Raw genomic sequence first — 19880 nt, 5'->3', positions numbered from 1 at the left:
TTGGCCGCGACACGACGATGGCTGAGGCTGAAACTTCTTGATCAACAGGGACTGGGGTGGGTCGGCGGTGGAATTGGTGGGCGAAAAGGGAAACGGCTCGCTCCGCGTGAGCGGAACGAGCCGTACCTGAGTTGTAGCCCCGACCGGATTCGAACCGGCGCTACCGCCTTGAGAGGGCGGCGTCCTGGGCCACTAGACGACGGGGCCAGAACTTTTGCGGCACCGCCCTGTCAGGCGGTGCCGCTGAACTCTATCAGATCTCGTGACCGGGCCCCTCGCGGTGCATCGGTGCCGAACTCCACCAGAATCCAGCGACCTCGATTCTTGACGAATCTCGGCTGCGCTGGGGTACCAGGACTCGAACCTAGACTAACTGAACCAGAATCAGTTGGGCTGCCAATTACCCCATACCCCAATGGCCCCTTGCGGCGCCGAGGTCGAACTTTACCCTCCCCGGCACCGACAGGCCAAATCGACTTCCCCAAAACGCTCATGAGCTGCGAAAACAGGGCTCAGGACGCAGACACGACCGGGTTGATCAACTCGCCGATCCCCTCGATCCGGACGCTCACCGTATCCCCGTCCAGGAGCGGGCTAACCCCCGCCGGAGTGCCGGTCAACACGATGTCCCCGGGCAGCAACGTCATCACGTGCGAGACGTACGACACAAGTGCCGGGACGTCGAAGACCATGTCCCGGGTACGACCCAGCTGACGGACCTCCAGCTCCTCCGGGTCGCGCCCCACCTCGCAGCGGATCTCCAGGTCGGTGACGTCGAGCCCGGTGGTGATCCACGGACCGATCGGGCAGAACGAGTCGAACCCCTTGGCCCGGGTCCACTGGCTGTCGGAGCGTTGCAGGTCGCGGGCGGTGACATCGTTGGCGCAGGTGTAGCCGAAGATGGCCCGTTCGGCCGCGGCCCGGTCCGCCCGGCGGGCACCTGGCGCACCGATCACCACCGCCAGCTCGGCCTCGTGCTCGACCTGCTTGCTGAACTCCGGCAGCCGGATCGCGTCCCGGGGGCCGATGACGGAGGTGGAGGGCTTGAGGAAGAGCAGCGGCTCCTTCGGCACCTCGTTGCCGTGCTCGGTGGCGTGTTCGGCGTAGTTTCGGCCGACGCAGACCACCTTGCTGGGCAGGATCGGCGAGAGCAGCCGGACGTCGGACAACGCCCAGCGGACACCGCTGAACGTGATCTGGCCGAACGGGTGGCCGGAGATCTCCGCGATGGTGAGCCCCTGCGGGCCCGCCTCCGGTTCCCCCTCGACGACGCCGAACGACATTCCCTTGGCATGAGCGAAACGAGCGATACGCACCAGGCCAATCTAGTCCCGTCGGCAGCCGGGCCGGGCGTACCTTACCCGTGACGGTCACCTCCCGGGCCGGATTCACCGCTTCGTACCCGCACGTCGCGCGGCCGCGCCTAGCGTCGGCGTCGGAGGTTCGTTGGTATGCCTGCATCGAGACGACACCACAGGACCCTCGCGGCGATCGTGCACTGCGTCGGTCTGCTCACCGCCCTGCCGATACTGCCGGCGGCCGGCGCTCCGGAGGCGCAACGGCCCGTAGCGGCCGCCGCCCCGGCAACGGCACGGCCCGTAGCAGCCGCCCCGGCAACGGCACGGCCGGTAGCAGCCGCCCCGGCGGCGGGGCGGCCCGTGACGGCGGCCACAACCGATCCCAGCATGCCGGCGGCACCGCCGGCGGTGCCCACCCCGACGCGGGTCGCCTCGCCGGCCGCCAAGCCGGAGGTCAGCGTCGCGGTCATGCCGGACAACACCGCTGAACCCGGGTACCGCATCAAGGTCCACAACCGGGGCAATGCCCCGGTGGACACCACCGTGCGCCAGGAGTTGCCGCAGGGGCTCTCCGCGACCGCGATCAGCGACGGAGGTCGGGAGACGCGCCCCGGGGGCTCGGCGGCGACCGAGGTGACCTGGCGCCTGAAGCTACCGCCGCGCAGCACCACCACGCTGGGCACCACGCTCACCACCGCCGCGACCCAGCAGCCGGTCACCGCACCGGCGTGCGCCTTCTCCAGCGACGGCCAGCGGCCGTACGACTGCGCGACCGCCACCTGGACGGGGCCGGGGGGCGTCGCGGCCGAGTCGCAGGAGCCGACGGGTTGGCGTCGCCAGTTGCCCGCGCTGCTCGCCGGCGTGGTCGCGGTGCTGGTGCTCGGCGTCGTGGGACTGCTCGCCTGGCGACGCCGCCACCGCCCGGTGGCCGCCGCGCTCTCCTCGGACGGGCCGGGCACGATCTATCCCCGTCCGGCCGCTCCCCGCCCGCCGGCCCGGCGTCGCAAGCCGCCGGTGTGGGTGGTGGTGCCGGTCGCCGCGACAGTGCTCGCCGGCACGGTCGGTGCGGCCGCGTGGTCCGCCACCCAGCAGGTCACCGCGATCGACACCGACAGCCAGCCCACCAGCGGGGCCTGGAAGGGCACCGGGGTCAGCGGCGAGCTGGGTATGCCGCTGCGCGAGGACGCGTTCGAGTTCACCGTCTACCGGATGACGTGCGAGCCGGGCCGCAACGCGCGGCAGTGCCAGACGACTCTCGGGGTACGCAATCTGACCCGGGAGAACCAGAGCTGGCACGGCAAGCTGCAGCGGGCGTACCTGGCGAACGGCAACTGGGTCACCACCGACGAGCAGGCCACCCGCCGGGCGAACCAGGGACGGGACGTGTTCGCCCAGCCGATGGCGGCCGGCAGCCGCATGGTGCTGCCGCTGGTCTTCACGATCAACGGGCGCGAGACGCCGCAGCGGCTGGAGCTGCGCAGCGGGGTCTTCTCCGCCGGGGTGCGGGTGGACGTGCCCTGACGGGCGGCCGGGCCGGCGGCCGTACCCTTGGCTGGTGACCGCTCTCCTCGCCCCCGCCGCGGCCGACCGGCGGGCCCGGGCGGCCGGCCGGCAGGCCCGCGCGGCGGGTGCGGGTCGGTGACCAGCCTTCCCGCGACGACCTGGCGCTGCCTGTTGGAGGCCCACCAGCAGCGCGCCGACTCCCTCACCGCCGGCCACCGTGCCCGCAAGGCCACGCGGGAACGTCACGCCATCGACGATTTCCTGTACGACTACTACGGCACCAGACCTGCGGTGCTGCGCCGTTGGCACCCGGGCGTCGGCGTCGACCTTCAGCCCGGACCCGACGGCTCCGCCCCGCATCGGCAGTGGCGGTGGTACGCGACGGACCCGGACGGGGCGGTGCGGCTCGACAGCGCCGCGTTCCTCGCCGACCGGGCCGACTCGGTGCGCTTCATCCACCGGCTGCTCTCCGCGATCGCATCCCGACCGGCCTTCACCGGCTGCTTCGGGCTGCACGAGTGGGCGATGGTGTACCGCCAACGTGAGCACCGCCATCCACTGCCCCTACGCCTCGGGCAGGCCGGCACCGACGCGGTGGTCGACTCGCACCAGATCCGCTGCACGCACTTCGACGCGTTCCGGTTCTTCACCCCCGCCGCCGTCGGCCTCAACCGCCTGCAACCCACCAGAGCCAGCCAGGTGGAGCTCGACCAGCCGGGCTGCCTGCACGCCTCGATGGACTGCCACAAGTGGGCCACCAAGCTGGGCCCCGCCGTCCCCGGAGACCTGGCCCTCGACTGCTTCGAGCTGGCCCGGGACATCCGGCTGCTCGACATGCAGGCGTCCCCGTACGACTTCTCCTCCTACGGTGAACCGGCGGTGGCCATCGAGACTCCGGAGGGCAAGGCCGAGTACGTGGCGCGTCAACGTGAGTTCGCGCAGCGGGCCGGCGAACTGCGAGCCCGGCTGATCGGCGTCTGCGCCACGTTGCTCGACGAGCCGGAGCCGGCAGCCAGGGCGGGGGCGTAGATCCGAGCGGATGCGTGGGCCGGGGCCGGCACCGTCGATTCCGCGGCTACTCGCCGTCCACCCGGCGGTCGCGCTTGCGCTGGGCGCGACGCTTCTTCTCGGCCAACCGTCGTTCCTTGGCTCCCCGCGACGGTCGGGTCGGACGGCGCGGCGGAGGCGGCGGGGCCACCGCCGCGCGCAGCAGCGAGAGCAGCCGCTCCCGGGCCGCCTCGCGGTTGGCCAACTGCGCCCGGTGCTCACTCGCGGCGATGGTCAGCACCCCGTCGACCAGGCGCCCGGCGAGCCGGTCCAGCAACCGGGCGCGCAGCGACTCGGGGAGGCTCGGCGAGCCGGCCACGTCGAAGCTCAGCTCGACCCGGGAGTCGGTGGTGTTGACTCCCTGTCCACCCGGCCCGGACGACCGGGAGAAGCGCTCCCGCAACTCGGCGGCGGGAACCACCCACCGGTCGGTCACCCGCAGTCCGTCGTCCACCCTTTGAGGCTAGCGTGCGGGCCGTTCGTCGGGAGAGGTGCTCGGATTCGGCGTCGCCGGCGACCCCTCGTCTGAATCGGCGGCGGCGTACGCGACCGCGCCGATCAGCAGCAGGGCGATCACGCCGATCTTCGTGGTGACCACCTTGATCAGTAACCACGCGGCGTGACGTGCGCCCGGCACGGTCTTCTTCGCCGCCTGGTAGTCGTTCCAACCACGTCGGGCGCGCGCGTACGACGAGCCGACGCCACTTCCGATGATGAGGCCCACCAGCAGGAGGACCGCGATGAGAGGACGCTCCACCCACGCCAGTATCCATACCCAGCGTCGTATTTCCATTCTCCGATCACCGGCCGCCGGAATCCGACAGTTCGCCCCATCTCCTGGTAATCGGACAGCAACTCTGCGTAACTCACCCACCCTTGCCGATGATCGTGTCGGCGGTCTGCTGCACCTGTTCGATCGGGATGGCGAAGCCGATGCCGATGGAACCGTTGCCGTCGATGGTGGCGATCGCCGTGTTCACCCCCACCACCTCGCCCCGCGCGTTGACCAGCGGTCCGCCGGAGTTGCCCGGGTTGATCGAGGCATCGGTCTGCACCGCACGGTGCCGGTTGTCACCGAGCCGCACCTGCCGATCGAGCGCGCTGACGATGCCGGCGGTTACCGTGCCGGGCAGCCCCAGTGGCGAGCCGACGGCCAGCACCGGCTCGCCCACCCGGGTCGACCCCGGCCGGGCCAGCGGCAACGGCGCCAGACCCGCCGACGGCGGCACCTTGAGCACCGCGAGATCGCTGCCCGGCTCCCGACCCACCACCTCCGCCGCGAACCGCCGGCCGTCCGGCAACTCCACCGTCACCGGCCCGGCACGCCCCCTGGCCAGGATGTGGTCGTTGGTGATGATGTGCTGCTCGGCGTCCACCGCGAAGCCGGAACCGCTCGCCGACCCGCCACCGGCCCCACCGACCAGCACCGACACCACGCCGGGCACCGTCTTCTCGGCGGCCGTCACCAACTCGGCCGGCACCGGTGCGGCCGACGCGGCGGCCGGGCCCGGGACGCCGTCGCGCCCGGCCACCCAGCCGCCGGCCAGCGCTCCCGACCCGGTGGAGAGTGCCACCACGGCCAGCCCCGCCAGCAACCGGCGGCGCCAACCCCAGGCCGCCTGGTCCCGTGCACCCGATCCGCCGTCCGACCCACCCCGTCCGTCCGGATCCAGGTCCGGCGAGACGAAGAAGGGACCACGCGGCTCGCCCAGTCCGGTCTGCACTGCCATCTAGGTACGCTCCTCACTTCGCGGCCGCCGCCGGCCGCCGCTGTGGATCGGTTGTCCCGGTCCGAACCAGGTCAGGGCAGGCGGGAGAACCACCGCACCGAGCCGAACGCCGCACCCATCGCGAAGACCAGCCCGATCCCGATGAACCGCGCCGAGACGTCCTGCCGCACCTTGCGCCACCCCACCGAGCTGCCGATGTCGTCGTAGACGGCGTGCAGTTCGTCGCTCGTGCCCGCCTCGTGGAAGCCGCCTCCGGTCTCCTCGGCGACGGCCTGCAACGTCTCCCCGTCCACCGGCACCTGGATCGGCCGCCCGCCACGGTCGACGAAGCCGCTCGGCGTGCCGAACGAGATGGTGTGCACCGGCACCTCGAAGGCGACGGCGTCGGCGGCTGCCTCCATCGGTTCCATGCCCGAGGTGTTCGCCCCGTCGGAGAGCAGGATGATGCGGGCCGGTGGCGGCTGGGTCGCGGCCTGCTCGTCCAGGGCCTTCACCGCTCCCAGCGAGGTGTTGATGGCCTCGCCGATCGCGGTGCCCTGCACACCGGTCACCCCCTCGGCGAGGCGCTCGATCCCGTCGTGCAGCGCCTCCCGGTCGGTGCTCGGTGGCACCAGCACCGCGGCGCTGCCCGCGAATGCCACCAACCCGACGTTGAACTCTCCAGGCAGGCCGTCGACGAACCGTCCGGCGGCGCGCTTGGCCGCGCTGAGCCGGTCCGGATCGACGTCGGTGGCGAGCATCGAGGTGGAGACGTCCACCGCCACCATCACGGTGGCCCGTTCCCGGGGTACCCGCACCTCGGCGGTGGGCCGGGCGAAGCCGACGACCAGCAGGGCCAGCATGGCCAGGAAGAGGCCCGCCGGCAGATGACGACGCCAGGTCGGGCGCCGGGGCGCCACCCGGTCGAGCAGCCGCAGATTGGTGAACCGGACGGCGTACCGGCTGCGGCGTCGCTGCGCCACGAGGTACGCCACGGCCAGGGCCGCCACGCCGAAGAGCAGCCAGAGCCGGACGGGCGACTCCCAGATCACGCGGCACCTCCCCGACGCGGCGAGCCCGAGGCGGTGGCCAGCCGCCGCTGCGCGTGCACGTGCCGCACGATGTCGACCGCCCAGTCCCGGTCGGTGCGCAGCGCCAGGTGGGTGGCACCGCACCGCCGCAGCGAGTGCCGCACCTCGTCGCGCTGGGCCGCCGCGGCCGCCGCGTACCGCTCGCGCAAGCGGCGGTCACCGGTCCACACCTCGCGGCACCCGCCGGTCTCCGGATCGGCGAGCGTGATCAGGCCGACGTCCGGCAGTTCCAGCTCGCGCGGATCGGTGATCTCGACCGCGAGCACCTGGTGCCGCACGGCCAGCCGACGCAGCGGGCGTTCCCAGCGGGCGGGGAGCCCTGGCTCGTCGGGCAGTCCGTCGAGGAAGTCGGAGACCACCACCACCAGACCACGCCGGTTGGCCACCCGGTGCACCGCCGCGAGCGCGTCGGCCAGATCGGCTCCGTCCGTCACGGCGCGCGGCGCGGCCTCCGTGTCGTCACCGCTGCGCGGCGCGGCCAGCAGCGCGCGCAGCAGCCCGAACAGGTGGTTGCGCCCGCCCCGGGCCGGCACCCGGTGCAGCCCGTACGGCGTGAGGACCTGCGCGCCGAGCCGGTTGCCCGGCCCGGCGGTGAGGAAGCCGATGGTGGCGACCGCCGCCACCGCCAACTCACGCTTGTCCAACTCCGCGGTGCCGTACTCCATGCTGGGGCTGGCGTCGACCAGCAGCCAGGTGGTCAGCTCCCGGTCGGCGTCCACCTCCCGCACGTGCGCCACGGCGGTACGGGCGGTGACCGACCAGTCCATCCGGCGTACCTCGTCCTCACCGGGCCGGTACTCGCGGCTGCCCGCGGGTTCGCTGCCCGGGCCGGGCAGCAGGCCGCGGCGCTCACCCTGCAGCAGGCCGTCGAGGCGTCGGGTCACGGTGAGCTCCAGCTGACGCAGCCGCTGGTCGGGGGTGAGGTCGGTCAACGTCGGGTCCGGTGCCAGGGACGCCCGTGTGCTGCGGCGCCCCATCAGGCGACCACCAGGTCGGTCGGGTATCCGACGTGCCCGGTCGTCGCCACCCGGGGCGGCGGAACCGCCTCGACCAGCCGTTGGACGACCCACTCGGCGCTCACCCCGTCGGCGACCGCGTCGAAGGAGAGCACCAGCCGGTGCGCCAGCACGTCCACCGACAGCTCCCGGACGTCGTCGGGCAGGACGTACTCCCGGCCCCGCAACAGGGCCTGCGCGCGGGCGGCGGCGACCAGGCCCAGGGTGGCACGCGGACTGGCACCGTAGGCGAGCAGCGGCCCGATCTCCGGCACTCCGAACCGGCCCGGCTCGCGGGTGGCGAGGATGAGCCGGACCACGTACTCGGCGATGGCGTGGTGGACGAAGACCTGCCTGGCCCGGCGTTGCAGCTCGCGCAGCCGCTCCGGGTCGAGCACCCGGTGCGCCGTGGGACGGTCGGCGCTCATCCGGTAGAGGATGGCCAGCTCGTCGTCGCCGCCCGGATAGCCGACGACGATCTTCATGAGGAAGCGGTCCCGTTGCGCCTCGGGCAGCTGGTAGACCCCCTCGGACTCGATGGGGTTCTGGGTGGCCAGCACGAGGAACGGCTCCGGTACCCGGTGACTGCGCCCGCCGATCGACACCTGGCGCTCGGCCATCGCCTCCAGCAGCGCCGACTGCACCTTCGCCGGTGCGCGGTTGATCTCGTCCGCCAGTACCAGGTTCGCCATGATCGGGCCCAGTTCCACGTCGAAGCTCTCCTTCGACGCGCGGTAGATCCGGGTGCCGACGATGTCGGAGGGAACGAGGTCGGGGGTGAACTGGATGCGGGAGAAGGTGCCACCGACCACCGTCGCGAGGGTCTGCGCGGCGAGGGTCTTCGCCACCCCGGGTACGCCCTCCAGCAGGCAGTGTCCGTCGGCGACCAGCGCGGTGAGGAGGCGTTCGACGAGCCGATCCTGCCCGACGATCACGCGTTTGACCTCGTAGAGTGTCTGGTCCAGCTCGGCCGCGGTCGCGTCGGGATCGACCGGGCTGGGCACGCTGGCCATGGTGTCCGAGATGTCCGTCACGGTGCTTGCTTCCCGAGGCGACCGTCGGACAAACGTCGGAATTTCCGTCCCTCGGCGGCCCAGACAGCGCGCTGGCGGCGTTAGCGCGTGGACCGCCGCTTAGTGCGCGAACGGGCGCAGGGCGGCAGTCCGGGACCTAAAGCGACGGCGACGGCCCCCGTCGGTGACGGGGGCCGTCGGCAGTGGACGGATCAGCAGTGGATGGATCAGCGGTGCACGAGGAGGTGGAAGGGCCGGTCGGCGGCGACACCCGCGGAGTTGCGGGTCTGGATGAAGACCCCGTTGGGGGTGAGCAGGCGCGGGGCCACCGAGACCTCGCCGGCCGGCGGGACGCAGCACGAGCCCGCGTCGCCGATCGTCGCCACGTAGACGCCGGTCGTGACGTTGCTGCCGAACTGCACCTCGTACTGCCCTACGCCGTACTTGATGACGACCCCGGCACCGCGGGCCTTGGTGCCGTTGGCGTTGACCACCGTGGCGTAGAAGCCGACGGCCTGGGTGCCGATCGAGTCGCCCTTGGCGAGGGCAGCCTTCGCGCTGTTCAACGATGCCGTGGTGACCGCCGGCTGCTGCGCGGTGCGGGCGGTGGGCTGGGCGGCGTCGACCGTGGGCTTCGCGGCGGCGATCCCGCCGCCGGCCAGCGCCAGTGCCAGAGCTGCGATTGCCACCGCAGCCGCCTTACGTCGGAAAAATCTGCTCATGACAGGTCTCCCTTGGTGACCGTGGGGGTACGGCCGACCCGCGACACGCGGGACGGGAATTGCTTTACGTGGTCGGAAAAAATGCGCACGAACTGTCGACTCATTTCACTTTGGAGCACACCCGAAGTCGGCTGCACCCAGCGACCAACCTGCACCTTGAGCTGGTAATACTGCCTCCGGTGGCGGCCACCCGACCAGCTGGAACGTAGCACCGAAAAACGCCACAGGTCAATAGTCGATCACCCTTTTGAGGACCTGTCGGATCAACGCCACGAAATATGGGATAAGTGAACCCGAAGAATTGTTCACGAAAGGCGTTCGACAATTATCCACCCGAACCGTGAGCCGACGACACCGGCCGCACCACCGCTGACCGGCACCCCGGCAGGCCGGCGCACTAACCTGCTCTCGTGGAGATCACCACCGATGACGCCGGACCTGTCGGCGGGCACCAGTCAGGCATTCGCCGGTCCCTCCAGCTGCCGGTACGCACGGCGCTCTGCTGGCTCGCCGTCGCACCGGGCGCCGGGTGGGCGGTGGCCCGACTGACGGGCCTGGACCGGGGACCCCTGGTGCAGGCGCTGGCGTTCACTCCGTACGCGGCGCTGGGCAGCCTGGCACCGCTGCTGCTCGCGCTCGCCCTGCGACGCCACCGGCCGGCGATCGTCGCGGCGGTGACCACGGTGGCCCTGCTCGCGGTGGTGGCTCCCCGCGCACTGCCCGCACCGCAGCCACCCGCCGCCGGCCCGGCGGTACGGGTGCTCACCGCCAACCTGCTCGCCGGTGCCGCCGACCCACGGGTAGTGGTCGATCTGGTCCGCACCGAGCAGGTCGACGTGCTGGTGGTGCAGGAGTTCACCCCCGCCGCCGAGGCCGAGCTGGATCGGCTCGGGCTCGCCGGGCTGATGCCGTACCGGCAGCTCAATCCGGTCGTCGGCACCCCCGGCTCCGGGCTCTACTCCCGTCACCCGATCAGCGACGGCGGCATCCGGCAGCTACGCGGCGGCTGGAGCTTCACCCAGGCGTACGCGACCGTGGCGGTGCCGGGTGCGCCCTCGGTCCGCGTCGAATCGGCGCACCCGGCAGCCCCGTACGCGGTGGACCAGGTCAAGTGGTGGCGCGCCGACCTGGCGGCCCAACCGGGCGCCACGCCCGACGGAGGGCTGAGCATCCTCGCCGGCGATTTCAACGCCACCCTCGACCACGGCCCGCTGCGTGCCCTGATCGACACCGGCTACACCGACGCCGCCGCCTCGGTCGGCGCCGGGCTCACCGGCACCTGGGGGCCGTACGACGGTGATCCGATCCCGCCCGTGGTGATCGACCACGTGCTGGTCGACCGCCGCGTCGCGGTACGCGCCGTGGCCGTGCACCCGCTACCCGGCAGCGACCACCGCATGGTCCTCGCCGAACTGCGGCTACCGGCCCTTTCCTAGACCCGGTGTCGAAGTCCCCGGTTAGACCCGGTGTCGAAGTCCCCGATCGAGGCCGAAGGTGAGCGCGTCGACCAGCGCGTGCCAGCTCGCCTCCACCACGTTGGGGTGCACGCCGACCGTGGTCCAGCCACCACCCCGGCCGTCGGCCGTCTCGACCAGCACCCGGGTCACCGCGCCGGTGCCGTGGCTGCCCTCCAGGATCCGCACCTTGTAGTCGGCCAGCTCGAAGTCGCGCAGCTCCGGATAGTGCCGGCCGAGGCCGACCCGCAGCGCCTCGTCCAGCGCGTTGACCGGCCCGTTGCCCTCCGCGGTGGCGATCAGCCGTTCGCCGCGTACCCGGATCTTGACGGTGGCCTCGGAGACCACCGCACCGTCCTCGCGGTGCTCGACCAGCACCCGGTACGACTCCAGCGCGAACGGCCGCACCGGCGCGGCGTCCGGCAACTCACCGCGAACCAGCAGCTCGAACGAGGCGTCCGCCGCCTCGAACGACCAGCCGCCGGCCTCCAGCTCCTTGACCCGGTTGGTGACCCGGGACAGCGTCTCCGGATGGCCGGCCAGGTCCAGCCCGAGCTCACGACTCTTCAGCTCGATGCTGGCCCGGCCGGCCATCTCGGTGACCAGGATCCGCATGTCGTTGCCCACCACCTCGGGTTCGATGTGGTTGTAGAGCAGCGGATCCACCTTGATCGCACTCGCGTGCAGCCCCGCCTTGTGGGCGAAGGCGGCGGCCCCGGCGTACGCCTGGTGGGTGTCGGGGGCGATGTTGGCGATCTCGGCGATGGCGTGGGAGACCCGCACCATCTGCTCCAGGCAGCCCTCCGGTAGGACCGGCAGCCCGAGCTTGAGCTGGAGGTTCGCCACGATGGCGAAGAGGTCGGCGTTGCCGGGCCGCTCGCCGTACCCGTTGGCGGTGCCCTGCACGTGCCGGACGCCGGCCTCGACGGCGGCGATGGTGTTGGCCACCGCGCAGGCGGTGTCGTTCTGGGCGTGCATACCGAGCAGCTCGGGCGCGACGCCGATCCGGTCGGTAAGGTCCACGATCGCCCGGGTCACCTGGGACGGCAGCATGCCACCGTTGGTGTCGCAGAGGACGAACCGTTCGGCACCGGCCGCCAGCGCGGTCTCCACCACCGACGCGGTGTACCCCGGGTCGTGGCGGTAGCCGTCGAAGGTGTGCTCGCCGTCGACGAAGACCCGCCGTCCCTCGGCCACCAGGTGGGTCACCGTGTCGTGGATCATCGCCAGGTTCTCCTTGGCGGTGGTCCGCAACGCCCGCTCGACGTGGCGCAGGTCGGCCTTGGCCACCAGGGCGATCGCCGGGGTCTGCGCGTCGAGCAGGCCGCGCACCTGCGGGTCGTCGGCGGCGACCGCGCCGGCCCGGCGGGTGGCGCCGAAGGCGACCAGCACCGCGTGCTTGAGATCGAGTTCGGTACGCGCCCGGCGGAAGAACTCGGTGTCCTTGGGCACCGCGCCCGGCCACCCGCCCTCGATGAAACCGACGCCGAACTCGTCGAGCAGCCGCGCCACGGCGAGCTTGTCGACCACCGAGTAGCTGAGCCCCTCGCGCTGGGCGCCGTCGCGCAGGGTCGTGTCGTAGACCTGGAACGTCATGGTGATCCCTTCGTCAGGCACCGGCCAGCGCAACAAAAAGACCCCCCGCGGATGCGGGAGGTCTGCGCGCTCGGCGGAGGGAAAGCCGGCGCGCTAGTTGCCAATAATGCGGGCGGTGCTGGTCACGCTCGGTACTCTGCCACCCTCCGGCAGGTATTGGGAGGCAGAATCCACATTCCGGGACGGCCGTGGGGTCCGCGTGGTTACGGCTTCCCTGGGTTGTGTGTAGGGCGCTTCGCTGGGGGTAGGAGTTTTCGGGACAACGAAACACGTTCCTCCGAGACGGCCCACCACGGCCGGGGCAGGAGACATCCCATGGACAGGCTCGACCCGAACACCACGAACGCCACGCCGGACCCGCAGCTGCGCGCCGTCGACCAGAGCGTCGTCGCCGGCGGCACCCCCGCCGGCGCCTTCGACGCCTGGAGCTACCGGGACGACGCCGGGGTCGCCGGTGCCAACCTGGTCGGCTACAAGGTCGAGGCCAGCGACGGCTCGATCGGCAAGATCGACAGTGACAGCTCCGAGGTCAACGCCAGCTACCTGGTTGTCGACACCGGGCCGTGGATCTTCGGCAAGAAGGTCATGCTCCCGGCCGGGACCGTCAACCACGTCGACCACGAGGAGCAGAAGGTCTACGTCGACCGCAACAAGGACCAGATCAAGGCGGCGCCGGAGTACGACGAGACGGCCACCGACCCGGCGTACCGGGACAAGCTCGGCGGCTACTACGACGACACGTACTCCGCGACCCCGCCCGGCGGCGGGCTCCGGTAACGGTCGCCGTCGCGGCACGGACCGCGGCACAACGGCCGGTGGGCAGCGCCCCACCGGCCGTTTACCGTGTCAGGGGTGGACTCCATCGAGGTCAACCGCAGAATCCCGTTCACCGCCGCCTTCAACTTCCGGGACGTGGGCGGCTACCACGGCCAGGACGGCCGCACCGTACGCACCGGCCGGCTCTACCGCTCCGACTCGCTGCACCGCATCGGCGACGCCGACCGGGACGCCTTCGCGGCGCTCGGCGTGCGAACCGTCATCGACCTGCGCCGCCCGCACGAGGTCGAGCGCGACGGCCGGGTGCCCGACTTCGACGGGCTCACCTACCGGCACATCCACCCCGACCACGCGGAGTGGGAGGAGCAGCCGTACCAGCCCGGCGGCGACCTGGCCCGCTACCTGGCCGACCGGTACGCCGACCTGGCCCGCACCGGCACCGCCGGGCTCGCCGAGGCGATCGGCCTGATCGCCGAGGGTGCCAACGCGCCGGTGGTGGTGCACTGCGTGGCGGGCAAGGACCGCACCGGCATCGTCTGCGGCCTGACCCTCGCCGTCCTAGGTGTGGACGACGCCGAGATCGCGGCGGACTACTCGCTGAGCACCGAGGCGTCGCAGCGGTTCAGTGCCTGGGTCGCCGCGACCTTCCCCGACTCGGCGCCGCTGCCGACACCGTTCCTCTCCTCGCCGGCCGAGGCGATGCTGCTGTTCCTGGCCGAGATCCGCGAGGGCCACGGCTCCGTGGACGACTACCTGCGCCAGGCCGGGGTCACCGGCGACCAGCTCGCCGCCCTGCGTACCAACCTGCTCGCCTAGCGCCGCGTCGCGGCCGTCTTGCCGCGTCGCGAGGCGTTAAGAAGGGGCCCCTCCTCTACCGCAGGCGTTAAGAAGGGCCCCCTCCTTACATCTCAGAGCACGTGGTGGACCCAGTTGTGTGGGTCGGCGGCCTTGCCGCGCTGGAGATCCACCAGCCGCTGGCGCAGCGCCATCGTCACCGTGCCGGGCTCACCGCCGGCGACGGCGAACTCCCCGTCGGGGAAGCGAACCCGCCCGATCGGGGTGATCACCGCCGCGGTGCCGCAGGCGAAGACCTCACGCAGCCGGCCGCTGGCGGCGTCCGCCTGCCACTCGTCGAAGGCCACCGGCCGCTCCTCGACCCGGTGACCGGCCGCCGACGCCAGCGTGAGCACCGACTCCCGGGTGATACCGGGCAGGATCGTGCCGGTCAGCGGCGGCGTGGCGATCGAACCGTCGTCGTAGACGAAGAAGACGTTCATGCCGCCCAACTCGTCGACGTACCGGCGCTCGACGGCGTCCAGGAAGACCACCTGCTCACAGCCGTGCTCGAAGGCTTCGGCCTGGGCGGCCAACGAGGCGGCATAGTTGCCGCCACACTTGGCCGCACCGGTGCCGCCGGGCGCCGCCCGGGTGTAGTCGGGTGAGACCCAGACCGTCACCGGCTTGACCCCACCGGAGAAGTAGGCGCCGACCGGCGACGCGATCACCGAGTAGAGGTACTCGTTGGCCGGACGGACACCGAGGAAGACCTCGCTGGCAAACATGAACGGTCGCAGGTAGAGGCTGCCGTCCGCACCGTCGGGGATCCACTCCCGGTCGATCTCGATCAGCCGGTGCAGCGAGTCGACGAAGGTCTCCTCGGGCAGCGACGGCATGGCCATCCGGGCGGCCGAGGTGTTGAACCGGGCCGCGTTGGCGTACGGGCGGAACATCGTCACCCCGCCGCCTGCCGTGCGGTACGCCTTCATCCCCTCGAAGATCTCCTGCGCGTAGTGCAGCACCGCACTGGCGGGATCCATCGGGATGGGCCCGCGCGCCTCGACACGGGCGTCGTACCAGCCCTTGCCCTCGGCGTAGCGGATGGTGACCATGTGGTCGGTGAAGACCCGGCCGAACCCGGGGTTGGCCAGCAGCGCAGCCCGGTCGGTGGCGGATACCGGCGCGGGGTTCGGACGGATCTCGAAGTCGATCTTGTCACCACCGCTCATCGCGCTGACCTCCCTGGGGGACTACGGCATGCGCCGACCGCACGCCGGAAACATGTTTGTGCCAGAAAACCTACCCCGAACGGTCGTTCAGCGGATAGGTCCACCAAAGCACAGGTGGCACCGTACCGCGCCGCCGCCGCCGGTCGATGTTGTCGCCACCGTTCGCCGGGAGGCCCGGCAGACGTCGGCCGCAAACTCGGGAAAGGCGCGGGCGATCAGGCGGCTACCTGGGCCGCGATCCGGTCACCCACCTCGGCGGTACGCAGGGCTACGTCCGGGCCGCGTCCGGCCAGCTCGGCACTGACCGCGACGGTGATCCGGGCGGCGGCGTCGGCGTGCCCGAGCTGGTCGAGCAGCAGGGCCGCCGAGAGCACGGCGGCGACCGGGTCGGCCACGCCACGTCCGGCGATGTCCGGTGCGGAGCCGTGTACCGGCTCGAACATCGACGGGTACGTCCCGTCGGGGTTGATGCTGCCACTGGCGGCGAGGCCGATTCCTCCGGTGACCGCCGCCGCGATGTCGGTGAGGATGTCGCCGAAGAGGTTGTCGGTGACCACGACGTCGTACCGCTGCGGCTGGGTGACCAGGAACATCGCGGCGGCGTCGACGTGCTGGTACTCGGTGGTCACGTCGGGGTGTTCGGCGGCCACCGCCTCGAAGGTGCGGGCCCACAGCGAACCGGCGTGGGTGAGCACGTTGGTCTTGTGCACCAGGGTCACCTTGCGCCGTTCGCGGCGGGAGGCGCGGGCGAAGGCGTCCCGGACCACCCGCTCGACGCCGTGCCGGGTGTTCAGGCTCTCCTCGGTGGCGACCTCGGCCGGGGTGCCCCGGTGCAGCGTGCCACCGGCACCCGCGTAGAGCCCCTCGGTGCCCTCCCGGACGACCACCAGGTCGACCTCGCCCGGCTTGACCGCCGCCAGCGGGCTGGCCACCCCCGGCCAGAGCCGGGACGGGCGCAGGTTGACGTACTGGTCGAAGGCGAAGCGAAGCTTCAACAGCAGGCCCCGCTCCAGCACACCGGGCGGGACGGTCGGATCGCCGACCGCGCCGAGCAGGATCGCGTCGTGCCCGGCCAACTCGCCGAGCACCGAGTCGGGCAGCACCTCACCGGTCCGGTGATAGCGTGCCGCACCGAGGTCGTACTCCGTCGCCTCGACGCCGGGCAGTACCGCGTCGATGACCTTCCGGGCCTCCGCGACCACCTCGGGTCCGATCCCGTCTCCGGCCACCACCGCGATCCGTGCCACGTCCGTCAGCTCCTTCGCTCGTGTGGCTCGACGGTACGCCGCCGTCCCGCCCCCCGGTACGAATGTTCCACTTTCCGGGACGCGAGGACGCACAGCAGCTTCCCAGGGTGCATTCATGGGGCAGTCATCTCCGCTGCATAGCGTGAGCGTGACGGGCCACCGGTCCGGGCGACCGCCGCGACGGCGCGGCGGGCGTCGAGGAGGGGGACGGATGCGATGTGGACCGACGAGCAGCCACGAACCAGCTGGGTGGATCCGGCAAGCTTCCGTTTCCGCCGACCAGACCTGCGACTGGGTGTTCGCGAGCAGCGACTCGACCGGGCCGGCGTGGTCGCCGGGGACCGGATCGCCGTCCGGCACACCGTACGCACCTCGACGGCGGCGTACACCCTGCTGCTGAACGCCCCCGAGTGGCTGGGCCGGCGGGGAGTCGGTGAGGCGCTGCGTGACGCGGTGGCCGAGCTGCGCGCGATCGACCTCACCTACGGCCCGAACCGCCCGGACAGCCTGGTGTCCCGACTGCGCCGGGACGAGATCAGCCCCGAGTCGTACCCGCCGCTCGCGGATCTGGTGGACCGGTGCACCGCGATGCGCGCGGCGACGGACGGCTGGTTCGACGCCTGGGCGGTGCCGGGCGGCTTCGACCCGGGTGGTCTGCTCGGCGGGTGGGCGGTGGAGCGGGCGGCAACCCGGTTGCGCACCGCCGGCATCCACGACTACGCCGTGCTCAGCGGCGCTGACCTGGTGGTACGCGGCCACGCCGGGCACGGCGGCCCGTGGCGGGTCGCGATGCACCACCCGACCGATCGGCACCGGGCGCCCCTGGTGCTGGAGATGACGGCGGGCGCGGTCGGCACCTCCGGAGTCACCGGACGCCAGGGGCACGTGGTGGATCCGCACACCGGTGAACCGGCCGGCCAGTTGGTCGCCGCGACGGTGGTCGGTCCCGACCTCGCGGTGGCCGACGCCTACGCCACCGCGCTGTACGCGGCAGGACCGGTCGGACTGGCGTGGTTCCGCGCCGGGTCGGACTACCGGGTGCTCTTCGCCGCCCGCCGTTGACGCAGCGAGCCGCCGCCGACGCAGCGATCGGCCTCCACGGCCGCGGCAACGGCCGTGGAGGCCGGTCGACGACGAGTGCGCGTGGCTCGCGCAATCGAGGGGTGCGGGCCGGTCGGCCGGACGCCAACCTCGCCACCCGAAGACGGGTCGGCGCACAAGCTCGGCAGGTGACCGCATCGGTACGCTATCGAATTGACGCGTTTCGCGGCAAGAGCTCCACAGGGGAGGATCTGAGCGGTCCTTCCGACTCGACGACTGGCCTGCGGCAGGGGCGTTTTCGACAAGGTGAAGCGCAGATGGCACGCTGTCCGCCGTGAGTTTCGATCTGAGCGTGTGGGCCCTGGCGGACGGGGCGACGCCCGAGGACGTGCGAGCGGCGGTGCAGCAGTGCCGCAACGGCCGGCACATCGAGCGGCAACCGGACCCACGGTGTGTGTCCTTCTACCGGGCGATCACCGCCAGCTACCCGGAACGGCCGGCCGGTCCGAACACTCCCTGGGCGGTCGCGCAGCTGCACAAGGCGGCCGACCACATCGAGCTGAACCTGGACCCGGCCTGCCCCGACCAGGTGCTCCTCGACATCGAGCGGCTGGCCGGGGAGTGCCGTCTGATTCTCTTCGACGCACAGGACGGCTCGGTCTACCCGCCGCCGGCGGCCCGGATGCCCGGCTCCCGCTGACGCACCCGCGCCGGTGCGTCAGAACGACGAGGGGCCCGGCCACCGGCCGGGCCCCGACGACTCGTGCGTGGGCTACTCGTCGCGCAGGTCCGCGGCGCTGGCCGAGGTCGCGCCGATCGAGTCGGCGGCCGAGGTGAGCAGGTCGGCGCCGAGCGCCTGGTCGACGGTGAGGGTCATCAGCGTCTCACCGCCGGCCTCCCGGCGGGCCACCTGCATCGCCGCGATGTTGACGCCGGCCTGACCGAGCAGGGTGCCGACCGTGCCGACCACGCCCGGGCGGTCCACGTAGCGCAGGAAGAGCAGGATGCCCTCGGCACCGATCTCCACGTCGAAGCCGTCGACCTCGGTCAGCTTGATGACGTCCCGGGTACCGGCCTGGGCGACCGTGCCGGAGACGCTGACGGTACGGCCGTCGGGCAGCGCGCCGCGCACGGTGACCAGAACCGGGTGGTCGACGGTCTCGGTCTGGGTGGTCAGCGACACCTCCACGCCGCGCTGGGCGGCCAGGTGCGGCGCGTTGACGTAGGTCACCTGCTCCTCGACCACCGAGCTGAACAGGCCCTTGGTGGCGGCGAGCTTGAGCACCGAGACGTCGTGGCCGACGATCTCACCGCGTACCTCGACGGTGACGCTGGCGGCGACCCCCCCGGCGACCGCGGTGAAGGCGCGACCGAGCTTCTCAGCCAGCGGCAGCAGCGGCCGGACATCCTCGGCGACCACTCCGCCGGCCTGCACGTTGACCGCGTCCGGCACGAACTCGCCCTGCAGCGCCAGCTTCACGCTCTTGGCCACCGCCAGGCCGGCCTTGTCCTGCGCTTCGCCGGTGGAGGCGCCCAGGTGCGGGGTGGCCACCACGTTGTCGAAGGCGAACAGCGGCGAGGAGGTGCACGGCTCCTTGGCGTACACGTCCACCCCGGCCCCACCGACCCGGCCCTCGGCCAGCGCGTCGGCCAGGGCCTGCTCGTCGATCAGCCCGCCCCGGGCGGCGTTGACGATCCGCACGCCCGGCTTGACGATCGACAGTTCCTTCTCGCCGATCAGCCCGAGGGTCTCCGGGGTCTTCGGCAGGTGGATCGAGATGAAGTCGCTCTCCCGCAGCAGCTCCTCCAGACCGACCAGGCGTACGCCGAGCTGCGCCGCCCGGGCCGGCTGGATGTACGGGTCGTACGCGATCAGCCGGGTGCCGAAGGCGGCGATCCGGGACGCGAAGAGGACACCGATACGGCCGAGGCCGACGACCCCGACGGTCTTGCCCTGGATCTCCACGCCGGTGTACTTCGAGCGCTTCCACTCCCCCGCCTTGAGCGCCGCGCTGGCGCTGGCGGTGTTACGGGCGACCGCGAGCAGCAGCGCGACGGCCTGCTCGGCGGCGGAGACGATGTTGGAGGTGGGCGCGTTGACGACCATGACGCCCCGCGCGGTGGCAGCCGGCACCTCGACGTTGTCCAGACCGACGCCGGCCCGGGCCACGACCTTGAGCCGGGGTGCGGCGGCGATCGCCTCGGCGTCGATCTGGGTGGCGCTGCGGACGATGACGGCGTGGGCCTCGGAGAGCGCCGAGAGCAGGGCCGGACGGTCGGTGCCGTCCACGTGCCGGACGTCGAAGTCGTGGGCGAGCACCTCGATGGCGGCGGGAGCGAGTTCTTCGGCGATCAGTACGACAGGAGTCATTGGTCCTCGT

Annotated in this window: 19 protein-coding genes and 2 tRNA genes; 7 read left to right on the top strand and 14 right to left on the bottom strand. The window is 71.9% G+C overall.

From position 1 onward, the window contains the following. Window positions 1-134: 134 nt before the first annotated feature. From BMY89_RS00640 to BMY89_RS00630, 3 genes are all read right to left on the bottom strand, one after another. Window positions 135-207, bottom strand: a tRNA-Glu gene (locus tag BMY89_RS00640). A gap of 136 nt (window positions 208-343) precedes the next feature. Next, window positions 344-415, bottom strand: a tRNA-Gln gene (locus tag BMY89_RS00635). A 97-nt stretch (window positions 416-512) separates the two neighbouring features. Continuing rightward, window positions 513-1316 (bottom strand): fumarylacetoacetate hydrolase family protein, encoded by an 804-nt coding sequence (locus BMY89_RS00630; protein ID WP_092373511.1) that lies wholly within the window; start codon window positions 1314-1316, stop codon window positions 513-515. A gap of 135 nt (window positions 1317-1451) precedes the next feature. Between BMY89_RS00630 and BMY89_RS00625 the strand changes: the two genes are divergently transcribed. Together BMY89_RS00625 and BMY89_RS00620 are read left to right on the top strand one after the other, a co-directional pair. Continuing rightward, entirely contained in the window at window positions 1452-2819 is a 1368-nt protein-coding gene (locus BMY89_RS00625; protein WP_092373509.1) for a hypothetical protein, read from the top strand. Window positions 2820-2936: 117 nt separating this feature from the next. Beyond that, window positions 2937-3830 carry a 3-methyladenine DNA glycosylase gene (locus tag BMY89_RS00620; RefSeq protein ID WP_092373507.1) on the top strand — a complete coding sequence of 298 codons (894 nt, stop codon included), beginning with the start codon at window positions 2937-2939 and terminating at the stop codon, window positions 3828-3830. A 46-nt stretch (window positions 3831-3876) separates the two neighbouring features. On the opposite strand, the gene arfB is transcribed toward BMY89_RS00620, so the two are convergent. The 7 genes from arfB to BMY89_RS00585 all read right to left on the bottom strand — a co-directional run bounded on the left by arfB (window position 3877) and on the right by BMY89_RS00585 (window position 9378). Beyond that, a complete protein-coding gene (gene arfB, locus BMY89_RS00615) occupies window positions 3877-4302 on the bottom strand; it encodes an alternative ribosome rescue aminoacyl-tRNA hydrolase ArfB (protein WP_092373505.1) in 426 nt (141 codons plus the stop codon). A gap of 9 nt (window positions 4303-4311) precedes the next feature. After that, on the bottom strand, window positions 4312-4605 hold the full coding sequence (locus tag BMY89_RS00610; RefSeq protein WP_092373503.1) for a hypothetical protein: 294 nt from the start codon (window positions 4603-4605) through the stop codon (window positions 4312-4314). A gap of 109 nt (window positions 4606-4714) precedes the next feature. Further along, the gene (locus BMY89_RS00605; RefSeq protein ID WP_092373501.1) at window positions 4715-5578 is read right to left on the bottom strand and encodes a S1C family serine protease; all 864 of its coding nucleotides are present in this window, start codon (window positions 5576-5578) and stop codon (window positions 4715-4717) included. Between the two features lie 71 nt (window positions 5579-5649). Continuing rightward, a complete protein-coding gene (locus BMY89_RS00600) occupies window positions 5650-6609 on the bottom strand; it encodes a VWA domain-containing protein (RefSeq protein ID WP_092373499.1) in 960 nt (319 codons plus the stop codon). Then, window positions 6606-7598 (bottom strand): DUF58 domain-containing protein, encoded by a 993-nt coding sequence (locus tag BMY89_RS00595; protein WP_175510281.1) that lies wholly within the window; start codon window positions 7596-7598, stop codon window positions 6606-6608. Before BMY89_RS00595 ends, BMY89_RS00600 begins: the two co-directional genes overlap by 4 nt. Before the next feature lie 26 nt (window positions 7599-7624). Continuing rightward, window positions 7625-8677 (bottom strand): AAA family ATPase, encoded by a 1053-nt coding sequence (locus tag BMY89_RS00590; RefSeq protein ID WP_092373496.1) that lies wholly within the window; start codon window positions 8675-8677, stop codon window positions 7625-7627. A gap of 206 nt (window positions 8678-8883) precedes the next feature. Continuing rightward, complete coding sequence (locus BMY89_RS00585) at window positions 8884-9378, bottom strand: hypothetical protein (protein WP_092373494.1); 495 nt, start codon at window positions 9376-9378, stop codon at window positions 8884-8886. Window positions 9379-9839: 461 nt separating this feature from the next. On the opposite strand from BMY89_RS00585, the gene BMY89_RS00580 reads away from it, so the two are divergent. Continuing rightward, window positions 9840-10814, top strand: a complete 975-nt coding sequence (locus BMY89_RS00580; RefSeq protein WP_092375260.1) for an endonuclease/exonuclease/phosphatase family protein — start codon at window positions 9840-9842, stop codon at window positions 10812-10814. A gap of 21 nt (window positions 10815-10835) precedes the next feature. Here the strand turns inward: BMY89_RS00580 and cimA are convergent, their stop codons facing one another. Further along, window positions 10836-12428, bottom strand: coding sequence for a citramalate synthase (gene cimA / locus BMY89_RS00575; protein ID WP_092373492.1), 1593 nt, complete (start codon window positions 12426-12428; stop codon window positions 10836-10838). Window positions 12429-12743: 315 nt separating this feature from the next. Here cimA and BMY89_RS00570 point away from each other — a divergent pair, with 315 nt between their 5' ends. Continuing rightward, entirely contained in the window at window positions 12744-13205 is a 462-nt protein-coding gene (locus tag BMY89_RS00570) for a PRC-barrel domain-containing protein (RefSeq protein WP_092373490.1), read from the top strand. Between the two features lie 75 nt (window positions 13206-13280). Continuing rightward, on the top strand, window positions 13281-14021 hold the full coding sequence (locus tag BMY89_RS00565) for a tyrosine-protein phosphatase (protein ID WP_092373488.1): 741 nt from the start codon (window positions 13281-13283) through the stop codon (window positions 14019-14021). 92 nt (window positions 14022-14113) lie between these two features. On the opposite strand, the gene BMY89_RS00560 is transcribed toward BMY89_RS00565, so the two are convergent. Both BMY89_RS00560 and BMY89_RS00555 read right to left on the bottom strand, forming a co-directional pair. Next, a complete protein-coding gene (locus BMY89_RS00560; protein ID WP_092373486.1) occupies window positions 14114-15211 on the bottom strand; it encodes a branched-chain amino acid aminotransferase in 1098 nt (365 codons plus the stop codon). Between the two features lie 215 nt (window positions 15212-15426). After that, window positions 15427-16458: a 3-isopropylmalate dehydrogenase gene (locus BMY89_RS00555; RefSeq protein WP_092373484.1), complete on the bottom strand. Its 1032-nt coding sequence runs from the start codon at window positions 16456-16458 to the stop codon at window positions 15427-15429. A 216-nt stretch (window positions 16459-16674) separates the two neighbouring features. On the opposite strand from BMY89_RS00555, the gene BMY89_RS00550 reads away from it, so the two are divergent. Both BMY89_RS00550 and BMY89_RS00545 read left to right on the top strand, forming a co-directional pair. Beyond that, on the top strand, window positions 16675-17520 hold the full coding sequence (locus tag BMY89_RS00550; RefSeq protein ID WP_092373482.1) for an FAD:protein FMN transferase: 846 nt from the start codon (window positions 16675-16677) through the stop codon (window positions 17518-17520). 313 nt (window positions 17521-17833) lie between these two features. Continuing rightward, window positions 17834-18199: a hypothetical protein gene (locus BMY89_RS00545; RefSeq protein WP_092373480.1), complete on the top strand. Its 366-nt coding sequence runs from the start codon at window positions 17834-17836 to the stop codon at window positions 18197-18199. A 72-nt stretch (window positions 18200-18271) separates the two neighbouring features. Here the strand turns inward: BMY89_RS00545 and serA are convergent, their stop codons facing one another. Then, window positions 18272-19870, bottom strand: coding sequence for a phosphoglycerate dehydrogenase (gene serA, locus BMY89_RS00540; protein WP_092373478.1), 1599 nt, complete (start codon window positions 19868-19870; stop codon window positions 18272-18274). Window positions 19871-19880: the final 10 nt, after the last annotated feature.

Source organism: Micromonospora phaseoli (genome assembly GCF_900109115.1).
GTDB classification, from domain to species: Bacteria; Actinomycetota; Actinomycetes; order Mycobacteriales; family Micromonosporaceae; genus Micromonospora; species Micromonospora phaseoli.
The sequence above is the reverse complement of the archived record's forward strand: the minus strand, read 5'-3'. Positions and strand labels throughout refer to the sequence as shown.

Coding starts and splice junctions, on each gene's coding strand:
- BMY89_RS00570 (WP_092373490.1), top strand. CDS start 12,744: ATGGACAGGCTCGACCCGAACACCACGAACGCCACGCCGGACCCGCAG.
- cimA (WP_092373492.1), bottom strand. CDS start 12,428: ATGACGTTCCAGGTCTACGACACGACCCTGCGCGACGGCGCCCAGCGC.
- BMY89_RS00560 (WP_092373486.1), bottom strand. CDS start 15,211: ATGAGCGGTGGTGACAAGATCGACTTCGAGATCCGTCCGAACCCCGCG.
- serA (WP_092373478.1), bottom strand. CDS start 19,870: ATGACTCCTGTCGTACTGATCGCCGAAGAACTCGCTCCCGCCGCCATC.
- BMY89_RS00605 (WP_092373501.1), bottom strand. CDS start 5,578: ATGGCAGTGCAGACCGGACTGGGCGAGCCGCGTGGTCCCTTCTTCGTC.
- BMY89_RS00550 (WP_092373482.1), top strand. CDS start 16,675: ATGTGGACCGACGAGCAGCCACGAACCAGCTGGGTGGATCCGGCAAGC.
- BMY89_RS00585 (WP_092373494.1), bottom strand. CDS start 9,378: ATGAGCAGATTTTTCCGACGTAAGGCGGCTGCGGTGGCAATCGCAGCT.
- BMY89_RS00625 (WP_092373509.1), top strand. CDS start 1,452: ATGCCTGCATCGAGACGACACCACAGGACCCTCGCGGCGATCGTGCAC.